This window comes from Nocardiopsis trehalosi NBRC 14201 (assembly GCF_001552555.1).
Classification (GTDB): Bacteria; Actinomycetota; Actinomycetes; order Streptosporangiales; family Streptosporangiaceae; genus Nocardiopsis_B; species Nocardiopsis_B trehalosi.
This window is the reverse complement of record NZ_BCRK01000186.1, coordinates 1-12,243: the sequence shown is the minus strand read 5'-3', so window position 1 is coordinate 12,243 and position 12,243 is coordinate 1. Positions and strand designations below refer to the sequence as shown.

9 protein-coding genes and 1 pseudogene are annotated in these 12,243 nt (G+C 75.2%); 2 read left to right on the top strand and 8 right to left on the bottom strand.

The window, feature by feature from the left end:
- Nucleotides 1-223 (top strand): annotated as a pseudogene (locus NT8_RS30055) (hypothetical protein); the annotation flags it as partial.
- A gap of 42 nt (nt 224-265) precedes the next feature.
- Here NT8_RS30055 and NT8_RS23620 read toward each other — a convergent pair.
- From NT8_RS23620 to NT8_RS23610, 3 genes are all read right to left on the bottom strand, one after another.
- Complete coding sequence (locus NT8_RS23620; protein WP_084469222.1) at nt 266-1,630, bottom strand: flavin monoamine oxidase family protein; 1,365 nt, start codon at nt 1,628-1,630, stop codon at nt 266-268.
- 157 nt (nt 1,631-1,787) lie between these two features.
- Nucleotides 1,788-2,633 carry an NAD(P)H-binding protein gene (locus NT8_RS23615; RefSeq protein ID WP_067973827.1) on the bottom strand — a complete coding sequence of 282 codons (846 nt, stop codon included), beginning with the start codon at nt 2,631-2,633 and terminating at the stop codon, nt 1,788-1,790.
- Between the two features lie 79 nt (nt 2,634-2,712).
- Nucleotides 2,713-3,561, bottom strand: a complete 849-nt coding sequence (locus tag NT8_RS23610) for an AraC family transcriptional regulator (RefSeq protein WP_067973825.1) — start codon at nt 3,559-3,561, stop codon at nt 2,713-2,715.
- Nucleotides 3,562-3,821: 260 nt separating this feature from the next.
- On the opposite strand from NT8_RS23610, the gene NT8_RS23605 reads away from it, so the two are divergent.
- Complete coding sequence (locus NT8_RS23605) at nt 3,822-5,492, top strand: BCCT family transporter (RefSeq protein ID WP_067973822.1); 1,671 nt, start codon at nt 3,822-3,824, stop codon at nt 5,490-5,492.
- On the opposite strand, the gene NT8_RS23600 is transcribed toward NT8_RS23605, so the two are convergent.
- From NT8_RS23600 to truB, 5 genes are all read right to left on the bottom strand, one after another.
- Nucleotides 5,468-6,802, bottom strand: coding sequence for a M16 family metallopeptidase (locus tag NT8_RS23600; protein ID WP_067973819.1), 1,335 nt, complete (start codon nt 6,800-6,802; stop codon nt 5,468-5,470). The genes NT8_RS23605 and NT8_RS23600 overlap by 25 nt on opposite strands.
- 172 nt (nt 6,803-6,974) lie before the next feature.
- A complete protein-coding gene (locus tag NT8_RS23595; RefSeq protein WP_067973814.1) occupies nt 6,975-9,290 on the bottom strand; it encodes a polyribonucleotide nucleotidyltransferase in 2,316 nt (771 codons plus the stop codon).
- Nucleotides 9,291-9,655: 365 nt separating this feature from the next.
- A complete protein-coding gene (gene rpsO / locus NT8_RS23590; RefSeq protein WP_067973811.1) occupies nt 9,656-9,925 on the bottom strand; it encodes a 30S ribosomal protein S15 in 270 nt (89 codons plus the stop codon).
- Nucleotides 9,926-10,203: 278 nt separating this feature from the next.
- On the bottom strand, nt 10,204-11,160 hold the full coding sequence (locus NT8_RS23585) for a bifunctional riboflavin kinase/FAD synthetase (protein ID WP_067973833.1): 957 nt from the start codon (nt 11,158-11,160) through the stop codon (nt 10,204-10,206).
- Nucleotides 11,161-11,287: 127 nt separating this feature from the next.
- Complete coding sequence (truB, locus tag NT8_RS23580) at nt 11,288-12,181, bottom strand: tRNA pseudouridine(55) synthase TruB (protein WP_067973808.1); 894 nt, start codon at nt 12,179-12,181, stop codon at nt 11,288-11,290.
- Between the last annotated feature and the right edge of the window lie 62 nt (nt 12,182-12,243).

Sequence of the window (12,243 nt, the reverse complement as noted above, 5' to 3'; positions counted from 1 at the left end):
GGGCCGGGCGCACGCCCGCCGGTGGACGCACCGCCAGAGCGGCTGGTCGGCGGTGCGCCCCGCCACCACCGGCGTCCTGGTGGTGGCCGAGGCGCTGCACCCGACCGCCCCCGAGGACGTGGCCCGGCTGACCGCGACGCTCGCCGCCGACCTGCGGGCCCTGGGCTGCCGGGTGACCGGGCCGGCGGTCCTCACCGCCGCCGAGCCCCGCTTCGCCTGCTGAGCCGGCGGCGCGGGCGCGGGGCGCGGGGCGCGGCGGCGGGTGTCACGGCACGCGGTCGAGCAGGGCCGCGCGCACCTCCTCGGCGGCGCGGTGGCCGCTCTCCAGGGCGCCGTCGAGGGTGCCGTTGCCGGGGAACGCGGCGGTCTCGGTCGCCGCCCAGTGCAGCCGGCCGACGGGGGCCCGCAGCAGGGGCCCGTGCTCGGTGAGGAACCCGGGCGGGGTGGGCGACTGGTAGGCCCTGCTGTACACGCCCGGCCCCGCCGCCGACTGCACCACCGCCAACGGCTCGGCCGCCAGCGGGCCGAACGCGTGGGTGAGGTTGTCGAGCAGCACCGACCGGTGCCGGGCCGGGTCGTCGGTGACGCCCTGGTCGGCCCCCAGCGGGTCGGCCGCGCCGAACGTGTAGGTGTGCGCGATCAGGCGCCCCCGGTCGGAGTCGGGCGGGCTGTCGTCGATCGTCCACGCGGGGACGCCGTCCTCGAAGTGCGTCTCGCCCGACAGGCCGAAGTTGCGCCAGAACGGCCGCCAGTAGGTGATCTCGGTGCGGATGATCTCGGCCTGCGGCCACTGCTGCTCCAGCCGGCGCCGGCTCGGCGGCGGCTCCGGGCTGATCTCGATGCGCCGGCAGTCGGCCGGCGACAGCGCCAGCACCACCCGGTCGGCGGCGATGACGCCCCACTCCCCCGACACGCGGACCTCGCGGTCGTCCTGCTCGATGCGGGACACGTGGTGGTCGGCCCGAACCAGGTCGCCGACCTCGGCGGCCAGCGCGTCGACCAGCCCCCCGGGCGAGATCCGCAGCGGGTCGATCTCCTCCTCGGGGTCGGGCCCGATGTGGGCGAGCAGCCACAGCATGCTGATCCGGTCGGCGGGGAACCCGGCCTCCAGGGTCAGGAACTCCTCGACCAGGGTGAGCAGTTCGCGGTCCGAAGAGCGGTCGCGCAGCCACGCCCGCACGGTCTGGGAGTCCAGCTCCTCGGCGTCGGGCGACCGCCACGGTTCGGCGAAGTCGATGCGCGCCGCGAGCCGGGCGAGGCGGCCGAACAGCCAGTCGCTGCGCAGGCGGGTCCACCACGACACGTCGAGCGGCACGTTGTCGTCGCTGACCTCGGTCTCGCCGGACTCGTCGACGCGCAGGTCGTCGACGGTGGTGTCGTGCTCGACCCGGTCGACCGGCACCCCCAGCTCACCGGCGAGCCCGAGCAGCGTCCGGTCGGTGCGCTGCACGAACATGCCGCCCGGTGTCACGCCCTCGACGTCCGACGGGGGCATCACCGCGGCCCGCCCGCCGGGGCGGGCGGCCCCGTCGAGGACGGCGACCCCCTCGACCCCCGCGGCGCGGAGCCGGCGGGCGGCCGCCATCCCCGACAACCCGGCCCCCACGATCACGACCTGCGCGCGCTCCATCGCACCTTCCTCCCGGTTGCACGTCCGTACCCGCCCCAACGCCCGGCCCGCAGCCGGAGTGCCGGACGCGGGGCCATTGCTGACTCGTACCCCGTGACCGGGAACGGAACATCCCGGCCGGTCGGCGCCGGGCGGGCGGCGGCCGGCCGGGGGCCGATCAGCCCCGCGCCGCTTCCAGGTCGGCCCGGACGGCGGCGGCGAAGTCGCGCGGGGGACGGCCCAGCGCCCGCTCGACCCCGTCGGACACGCGGGCCTCGCCGCCGGTGCGCACGGGGTGCAGCCCCTCGTCGTAGATCTTGGCCGTGACCGGGTCGACGCCCGCGGCGACCAGGCCGTCGATGTACTCCTCCGGGCTGACGGGCGTGTAGCGGGCCGGGCGGCCGGTGGCGGCGGACACCTCGGCGAGCGCCTCCGCGACCGTCAGCGGCCGGGGCCCGGACAGCTCGTAGGTCCGTCCGGCGTGCCCGTCCCCGGTCAGGGCGGCGACGGCGACGTCGGCGATGTCGCCGGCGTCGATGTAGGGGGTCGCGCCGTCGCCGGCCGGGATGCGCAGCTCGCCGGTCTCCGTCAACTCGTCGCGGAAGATGCCCTCGGTGAAGTTCTGGATGAACCAGCCCGGCCGCAGGATGGTCCACTCCAGGCCGGAGGCGCGGACCGCGCGCTCGGCGTCGAGGTGGCCGGCCGCGGCCATCGAGTCGTCGCCGTAGTGGCCCGGGATGTCGATGCCCCGGGCCGACAGCAGGACGACGCGCTCCAGGCCGCGCGCCTCGGCGCGCTCCACCAGGGCCGCGGTCAGGCCCACGGTGCCGTCCAGGCTCACCACGTAGGCGCCGCGGACCCCGTCGAGCGCGGCGTCCCAGGTGGTGTCGTCGGTCCAGTCGAAGCGGCGGTCACCCGACCGGGAGGCGGTGGCGACGGGCAGGCCGCGGTCCGCCAGGCGGGCCGCGACGCGGCGGCCGGTGATCCCGGTGCCGCCGATGACGAGGATGGGGTGTGTGCTCATGGGTCCAGCCTCGCCCGCCCCGGCCCCCTGCGGCCATGGGCGCGCGGACCGCGCGCATGTGCGGGTGTGCCCCGGCGGGTCACACGGCGGCGCGGGCGCCCCGGTGCGCGCTGGGGCTGACCCCGCACACCCGCTTGAAGGCGGCGCTGAACGCGAACGCGTCGGCGTAGCCCACCCGGCGGGCGACCGCGGCGACGGTGGCGTCGGGGTCGGTGAGCAGTTCGGCGGCCAGCTCCATACGCCACCCCGTGAGGTAGGCCATGGGCGGCTCGCCCACCAGGGCGGTGAACCGGCGGGTGAACGCGGTGCGGGAGGCCCCCGCCAGCGCGGCCAGCCCCGCCGTGGTCCACGGTCGGCCCGGCGCGTCGTGCACGGCGCGCATGGCCGGGCCCACGACCTCGTCGCCCAGCGCCCGGTACCAGGCGGGCGGGCGCGCGTCGGGCCGGTCGAACCAGTCGCGCAGCGTGCAGACGAGGAGCCAGTCGAGGAGCTTGTCGAGCACGTAGGGCTGACCCGCCCGGTCGGCGGCCGACACCTCGGCGGCGATGGACTCGGCCAGCACCCCGCAGTCGCAGTCGGGCACGGTCAGCACCCGCGGCAGGGCGCCCAGGAGCCGGTGGCCGACGTCGGACGCGGTGCGGTAGGCGCCCACCACGATGTCGGCGGTCCCGCCCGGCGCCGCCGGGACGGCGCCGACGGTGTCGGTGAGGACGAAGCCGCCGGGCCCGCGCACCACCGCGGTGTCGCCGCGCAGCAGCCGCCGGGGCTCGCCGTCGCCCGGGACCACCCAGGCGCCGCCGTTCACCGGTGTGACCAGGGTGATCGGGGCGCCGGGCAGGTCGAGCGACCACGGCGCGGACAGGGTCAGGCGGTCGAGCCGCGCGCCGTCGGCGTGCACCCCGCGCAGCAGGTCCCGGTAGGCGTCCATGCCCTCGCTCATGGCCTCACTGTAGGCGGCCCCCGGCCGCGCCGGTCAATATCCGATAACCAACCGGGCGGCCCCGTAGGAGCGGTACCGCCCGGAGACTAGGGTTTTGCGACGACGACAGCGACGCAGGACCGCGCGGTCCGCCCCCGCGACGGCCGGCCCCGATCCCGGACCGGCCGCCCCCGCGGCGGCCCGCCCGCCGGGAAGGAGCCCCCATCTCACGGTTCCGCGGCTACCTCGAAGCCCACACCAACCCCCCGGTGTTCTTCGTCTCGGCGGCGGTGGTGGCGGCCTTCCTCGCGGCCGGCGCGCTGTTCGCCGACGACCTGGGCGGCGCGGCGGGCGCCCTGCACCTGGGCGTCGCCCGCTACCTCGGGTGGTTCTACGTCGCCACCGCCACGGCCGTCCTGGGCTTCGTCGTGTGGCTCATGTGCAGCCGCTTCGGCCGGGTGCGGCTCGGCCCCGACAACGCCCGGCCGGAGTTCGGCACCGCGTCGTGGTTCGCCATGCTGTTCACCGCCGGCATGGGGATCGGCCTGGTCTACTACGGGGTCTACGAGCCGGTGCACGTGGCGGCCGACCCGCTCTACGGCGACGTCGGCGCGGGCCAGGAGCGCCACGTCGCCCCCGGCTCCGCCGAGGCCGGCCAGGAGGCGATGACCACCGCCTTCTACCACTGGGGCCTGCACCCCTGGGCGGTCTACATCGTGCTCGGCCTGGCGCTGGGCTACCTGTGCTTCCGCAAGGGCCTGCCGCTGCGCCCGGCGTCGGCGCTCTACCCGCTGATCGGCCACCGGGTGCACGGCTGGGCGGGCCACCTGGTCGACATCCTCGCGGTGCTGTGCACGATCTTCGGGCTGGCGACGTCGCTGGCCATCGGCAGCCGGCAGATCAACGCGGGCCTGGAGACCCTGTACGGGCTGCCGAACACGTGGTGGTCGCAGATCGCGATCGTCGCCGCCATCACCGCCGTGTCGGCGACGAGCCTGATGCTCGGCCTGAACCGGGGCATCCGCCCGCTGTCGGTGACGACGCTGTGGCTGGCGGGGGCGCTGCTGGCGCTGGTGTTCCTGGCCGGGCCGAAGACGACCGTGCTGACCGGCCTGGTCACCTCCGTCGGCCACTACCTCCAGCACCTGCCGGAGACCGCCCTGTTCGTCGCCGACCCGGCCACCGACCCGGCGGGGTTCGGGTTCCAGGCGGAGTGGACGCTGTTCTACTGGAGCTGGTGGATCGCGTGGTGCCCGTTCGTGGGCATGTTCATCGCCCGCATCTCCTACGGGCGCACGATCCGCCAGTTCATCGCCGGCGCGCTGTTCGCCCCGGCCGGGGTGTCGGTGGTGTGGTTCGGCGTGTTCGGCGGGGCCGGCGTCTTCTACGACCGGTTCCGCGATGCGGGGATCGCCGACGCCGAACCGGAGCAGGCGGTCTTCGTGCTGCTGGAGCACCTGCCCATCGGCGACGGCCTGGTGTTCGACCTCGCGGTGGCCCTCACCATCGTCTGCGTGGTGCTGTTCTTCTCGACGTCGTCGGACTCCGGGTCCCTGGTGGTCGACATGCTCACCAACGGCAGCGACCCGCACCCGGTGCGCTGGCAGCGCCTGGCGTGGGCGGTCGCCCAGGGCGGGGTGACCGTGGTGCTGATCGTCGCCGCCATCGGCGTGGAACCGGGCGGTCCGGGGTCGGCCGACCCGGTCACCGCCCTCCAGCTCGCCACCAGCGCCACCGGGCTGCCGTTCGCGGCGGTCCTGCTGCTGGTGTGCGCGGGGCTGGTGCGGGCGCTGCGGTCGGAGGACGCGGTCCCCCCGCCGCCGCCCGCGCCCGGCACGGCCGTCCCCGGCGGGCCGGGCGGCGTGGACGACCCCGACGACGGGGTCCCGGCCGACCGGCCCACCGGGAGCGGACCTCAGAACACCCGGCCCTCGTCGTAGGGGCCGATCACCGCGAGGGTGCGGGGCCGCCCGAGCACATCGGCGGCGACCTCGGCGACGTCGTCGGCGGTCACCGCGTCGAACAGCGCGAGGTCGTCGTCCAGCGAGAAGTGGCGCGGGTACGCCAGCTCGTGCACGGTCAGCCGCCCCATGCGGGCGTTGGTGCCCTCGCTGCCCAGCACCCAGGACCCCTTGATCTGGCCCTTGGCGCGGACGAGCTCCTCCTCGGTGAGGCCGGTGGCCGCCGCCTTCGCCAGCTCGTCGCGGCACACCCCGACGACCTCGTCGATCTTGTCGGGCAGGCACCCGGCGTAGACCTGGAACAGCCCGGTGTCGGCGTAGGAGCTGTGGTAGGCGTGCACGGCGTAGGCCAGGCCGCGCTTCTCGCGCACCTCCTGGAACAGCCGCGACGACATGCCGCCGCCGAGCGCCGACCCCAGCACCCGCAGCGCGTACCAGCGCGGGTCGGTGCGGGACAGGCCCTCGCAGCCCATGATGAGGTGCGCCTGCTCGGTGTCGCGCGACAGCAGGGTCGTGCCGGAGTACACCTCGACGGGGCCGCCGCCCACCCGGGGCGCGGCCGGTCGGGCGTCGCCCGCGCGCTCCGACGCGGCGGCGAAGTAGCCCCGCACCTGCTCCACCACGGCGTCGTGGTCGAGGCTGCCCGCGGCGGCCACGACCAGCTCCCCGGGCACGTAGGCGTCCTGGTACTGCTCGAAGATGCGGTCGCGGGGCAGCGCCTCGATGCTCTCGTTGGTGCCGAGGATGGGCCGGCCCAGCGGGGTGTCGCCGTAGGCGTGCCGCACGAACACGTCGTCGACGAGGTCGCCCGGCTCGTCCTCGTACATGGCGATCTCCTCCAGGATCACGCCGCGCTCGGTCTCGACCTCGGCCGGGTCGAGCACCGAGTTGGCCAGCATGTCCGAGACGACGTCGATCGCCAGCGGCAGGTCCCGGTCGAGCACCTTGGCGTAGTAGGCGGTGTGCTCGCGGGTGGTGTAGGCGTTGTGGTCCGCGCCGACCCCGTCGAGCAGCGCGGAGATCTCCATGGCGCCGCGCTCGCGGGTGCCCTTGAACAGCAGGTGCTCCAGGAAGTGCGCCGACCCGGCGTGCTCGCTGTCCTCGTCGCGGGAGCCGGTGGTGGCGGCGATGCCGAAGGCCGCGGACCGCACGCCCGGCATGGCCTCGGTGACGACGCGCAGCCCGCCCGGCAGCACGGTGCGCCGCACCAGGCCGGAGCCGTCGCCCGGCTCCAGCAGGGTGAGGGTCGTTCCGGGGTCCTGCTCGGCTGCGGTGGGGACAGGTTCCATTCTTCCTTCTTCTCCACGGGGGCGCGGCGGCCCGGACGGGCCGGTCGTTGCGACGCTACCCCCTCGCGGGGGTGCGCCGCCGCACCGCCGGGTGGCGGTGCCGGGGGCCGGGGACGGCGCAGCGGCCGCACCCGGGCGGGTGCGGCCGCTGCGGCCGGTCATACGGGGCGGATCAGGTGTTCTCGCCCCGGGCGCCGCGGGTGCGGCGGCGGCGGCGCTCGCCGCCCCCGGACTCGCCGTCGGCCGCGGCGGCGGGCGCCTCGGCCGGGGCGTCGCCGTCGGCGGCGGTGTCGGCCGGGGCCGCGGCCGGAGCGGACTCCGCCTCGACCACCTCGACCGGCACCAGCGACAGCTTGCCTCGGTCGTCGATCTCGCGGATCTCGACCTGGATCTTCTCGCCGATGCTGATGACGTCGTCCAGGTTCTCGATCCGCTTGCCGCCGTGCAGCTTGCGGATCTGCGAGATGTGCAGCAGGCCGTCCTTGCCGGGCAGCAGCGACACGAACGCGCCGAACGCCGTGGTCTTGACCACGGTGCCCAGGTAGCGGTCGCCGACCTCGGGCATGGTCGGGTTGGCGATGCTGTTGATCGTGTCGCGCGCGGCCTCGGCGGAGGGGCCGTCGACGGCACCGATGTAGATGGTGCCGTCGTCCTCGATCGTGATGTCGGCCCCGGTGTCGTCCTGGATCGAGTTGATCATCTTGCCCTTGGGGCCGATGACCTCGCCGATCTTGTCGACGGGCACCTTCACGGTGAGGATGCGCGGCGCGTGCGGGCTCATCTCGGCCGGACGCTCGATGGCCTCGGCCATGACGTCCAGGATGGCCAGGCGGGCGCCGCGGGCCTGCTGGAGCGCCTGGGCGAGCTGCGACGCGGGGATGCCGTCGAGCTTGGTGTCGAGCTGCAGCGCGGTGATCAGCTCGCGCGTACCGGCGACCTTGAAGTCCATGTCGCCGAACGCGTCCTCGGCGCCGAGGATGTCGGTGAGGGTGACGAACTCGTCGCCCTCGCTGATGAGGCCCATGGCGATGCCCGCGACCATCTCGCGCAGCGGCACACCCGCCGACATCAGCGACATCGTGGAGGCGCACACCGAGCCCATGGAGGTGGAGCCGTTGGACCCGAGGGCCTCGGACACCTGCCGGATGGCGTACGGGAACTCCTCGCGCGACGGCAGCACCGGCAGCAGGGCGCGCTCGGCGAGCGCGCCGTGGCCGATCTCGCGGCGCTTGGGCGAACCCACGCGGCCGGTCTCACCGGTGGAGTACGGCGGGAAGTTGTAGTTGTGCATGTAGCGCTTGGTGCGCTCGGGGTTGAGCGTGTCGACCATCTGCTCCATGCGGAGCATGTTCAGCGTGGTGACGCCCAGGATCTGGGTCTCGCCGCGCTCGAACAGGGCCGACCCGTGCACCCGCGGCAGCACGCCGACCTCGGCCGACAGCTGGCGGATGTCCTTGGGGCCGCGGCCGTCGATGCGGACCTTGTCGCGCAGCACGCGCTCGCGCATGAGCCGCTTGGACAGCGACTTGAACGCGGCGCCGACCTCCTTCTCGCGGCCCTCGAAGCCCTCGGCCAGCTTCTCGGCGGTGGCGGCCTTCAACCGGTCGAGCTCGGCCTCGCGCTCCTGCTTGTCGGCGATGGTGAGCGCCTGCGCGAGCTGGTCGCGCACCGCGCCCTCGACCGCCTGCAGCGCGTCGTCCTGGTAGTCCAGGAAGATCGGGAACTCGCCGGTCTCCTTGGCGGCCTGGTCGGCCAGCGCCTGCTGGGCCTTGCAGAGCACCTTGATGAACGGCTTGGCGGCCTCGAGGCCCTCGGCCACGCTCTGCTCGTTGGGGCCGACCGCGCCCTCGTTGACGAGGCGCAGCGTGTTGGTCGTGGACTCCGCCTCGACCATCATGATCGCGACGTCGCCGTCGTCGAGCACCCGGCCCGCCACGACCATGTCGAAGGTGGCGTTCTCCAGCTCGCTGTGGGTGGGGAAGGCCACCCACTGGCCGTCGATCAGCGCCACCCGGACGCCGCCGATGGGGCCGGAGAACGGCAGCCCGGCGAGCTGGGTGGACATCGAGGCGGCGTTGATGGCGACCACGTCGTAGAGGTGGTCGGGGTGCAGCGCCATGATCGTCTCGACGATCTGGATCTCGTTGCGCAGGCCGTTGGCGAACGACGGGCGCAGCGGCCGGTCGATCAGCCGGCAGGTGAGGATGGCGTCCTCGGACGGCCGGCCCTCGCGCCGGAAGAACGAGCCGGGGATGCGGCCCGCGGCGTACATGCGCTCCTCGACGTCGACCGTCAGCGGGAAGAAGTCGAGGTTCTCCTTGGGCCGCTTCGAGGCGGTGGTGGCCGACAGGACCATGGTGTCGCTGTCGAGGTAGGCCACTGCGGAGCCGGCGGCCTGGCGGGCCAGCCGACCGGTCTCGAAGCGGATGGTACGGGTGCCGAACTTGCCGTTGTCGATCACGGCCTCGGCGGAATACGCGCCCTCCATGGGCGTCCTCCTACACGGGTTGACGGTTCGCGGTCCCCGCGTCCGTGCCCCGGTGTGTACTACGTCGCCGAGTGACGTCGGCGGCGGTCGGCGCGGCGGCACGTGCCGCCGTGCGCCGACGGCCGGTGACGGCCGGCCATCGATCGAAGTCCCCGGCAGCACCCCTGGGGGGCGGGCCGGAGACCACTACCGAGGACCGGCCTCGACGCGGCGGCCGAGGGCGGGAGCGCGGGAGCGCTTCTCACGGGTGTTCTGTTGTGGCCGCGCGCACGCGGCACGGGGTCGGTCCTGGCCACGGGGGCGGCCGACGACCCCACACTACTAAGAAAGGGAGTGGCCGTGGCCACTCCCTCACAGGTTGACGCTCAGCGACGCAGACCGAGGCGCTGGATCAGCTGGCGGTAGCGGTTGATGTCCTTCTTCTGGATGTACTTCAGAAGGCGGCGCCGCCGGCCGACCATCAGCAGCAGCCCGCGGCGGCTGTGGTGGTCGTGCTTGTGGGTCTTCAGGTGCTCGGTCAGCTCGGTGATCCGGTGCGTCAGCAGCGCGACCTGGACGTCGGGGGAGCCGGTGTCGCCGTCCTTGGTGGAGTACTCGGCGACGATCTTCTCTTTGGTGGCGGTGTCGATCGACACGACGCTCCTTCTCACATGATTCGGTACGCAGATTCGAGACCCACCGCGCCGACCGCCGGAGCGGGTGGCGCGGCCGCGGTGACCACGCGTACGAACAGTCACCACGGGGACGACCGGGCGGGACCCGCACCGCGGAGGGCGGGCGCTGCGCGCCGGGCCGGCGGGCACCCGCCGCAGGGGGCGGCCGGGCACACGTGAGCAGCTTCCAGCGAGTCTACCCCAGTCCGGCCGCCCCCCGGACCGCGGCGGCCGGGCGGGGGTCGGACCGGGGCACCCGGTCAGGTCGCCGACATCAGTCTCCGGGCGGTGTCGACGTCGCGCGCCATGGCCGCGATGAGCGCGTCGACGCCGTCGAACCGGAGCTGGGGGCGGATGTGGTGGACGAACTCCATCGCCATGGCCGCCCCGTACAGCCGCAGGTCGTCGCGGTCCAGCGCGTAGCCCTCGACGGTGCGCACCGCGCCGTCGAAGGTCGGGTTGGTGCCGACCGAGATCGCCGCCGGCCACCGCGCCTCCTCCCCCGGCGCGGCGTCGGTGCGCAGCAGCCACCCGGCGTACACGCCGTCGGCGGGCACCGCCGTGCGCGGCGGGGTGTCGAGGTTGGCGGTGGGGAACCCGAGCAGCTCGCGGCCGCGCGCGGCGCCGTGCACGACGACCCCGTCGACCCGGTGCGGGCGGCCCAGCGCCGCCGCCGCGCCGGCGACGTCGCCCTCGGCGACCCGGCGGCGGACCAGCGTGGCCGAGACCCGCTCGCCCCCGGCGCCGGTGACCACCGGCACCGCGTCCACGCCGAACCCGTGGACGGCGCCCAGCTCGCGCAGCACGGCGGCGTCGCCGGCCGCGCGGTGGCCGAACCGGAAGTCGGCGCCGACCACCACGGCCGCGGCGCGCAGCCGCTCGACCAGCACCCGCCGGACGAAGTCGGCGGCGGACAGCCGGGACAGCTCCTCGGTGAACGGCAGCTCGCACACGGCGTCGGCGCCGTGCGCGGCGAGCAGGTCGGCCCGCCGGTCCGGCGGGGTGAGCACGGCGGGGCGGGGCAGCCCGCGCAGCACCGTGTCGGGGTGCGGGTCGAGCGCCACGGCGACGACGGACGCCCCCGCCGCCCGCGCCCGGTCGGCCGCCACCCGCAGCACCTCCTGGTGGCCGCGGTGGACGCCGTCGAACACCCCGATGACCACCACGGACGGGCCGCCGCCGCGCGGGACCTCCTCCAGACCGTGCCAGCGCCGCACCACGTTCCCGCCCCCTTCACGCACGGACGCGCCCGCCCCCTCCGGGCGGGCGCCGCGGGCGCAGCAGCGCCCTCGCCAAGCCTGGCACGTCCCGGCCGCCGACCGCACCGCGGCCGGGCCGGCCGCGTCAGCCGCCGGCGGGTTCGAACACGACGATGGGGCGGCTGTGCCCCGGACGCTCCTCGGCGAGGGCGACCACGGTGCCGTCGGGCGCGAACAGGCCGATGGGGCCGGGGCCCAGGGAACCCGGCGCGATGCGGTTGCCGTGCGCCACCCGGCGGGCCTCGTCGGCGTCGAGCACCCGCACCGGGAACGCGGCCGCGACCGCGCGGGCCAGCGGGACGGCGGTGAACTCCTCGGCCAGGGCGTCCAGCGTGCGGGCCTGGTCGAGGGTGTAGGGGCCGACCCGGGTGCGGCGCAGCGCGGTGAGGTGCCCGCCCACGCCGAGGGCGGCGCCCAGGTCGCGGGCGAGCGCCCGGATGTAGGTGCCGCTGGAGCAGGTGACGCGGGCGTCGACGTCCACCAGGACGCCGTCGGCATCCTGGACCCGGCGGACGGCGTGCACGGTGAACTCCGCGACGGTGACCTCGCGCGCCTTCAACTCCACCTCGACGCCCGCGCGGGCGGAGGCGTAGGCGCGCTTGCCGTTCACCTTGATCGCGCTGACCTGCGGCGGGACCTGCCGGAGGGTGCCGGTGAGGGCGGCCGCCCCGGCGTACACCGCCGCGTCGGCGACGCCGGCGGCGTCGGTGCGCGCGCCGGGTTCGCCCTCGGCGTCGTCGGTGGAGGTGGTGAGCCCCAGCCGGAGCGTGGCCTCGTAGGTCTTGTCGGTGAGGGTCAGGTGGCCGAGGAGCTTGGTGCCCTTCTCGATGCCGAGCACCAGCACCCCCGTCGCCATGGGGTCGAGGGTGCCCGCATGCCCGACCTTGCGGGTGCCGGCGAGCCGCCGGACGCGGGCGACGACGTCGTGCGAGGTCCAGCCTGCGGGTTTGTCGACGATGACGACGCCGCTCTCGGTCATGCGGTTCGGACTTCCTCGTGGGCCGGGGTGGGGCGGGCGCGCGACGGCCGCGGGCACCGGGC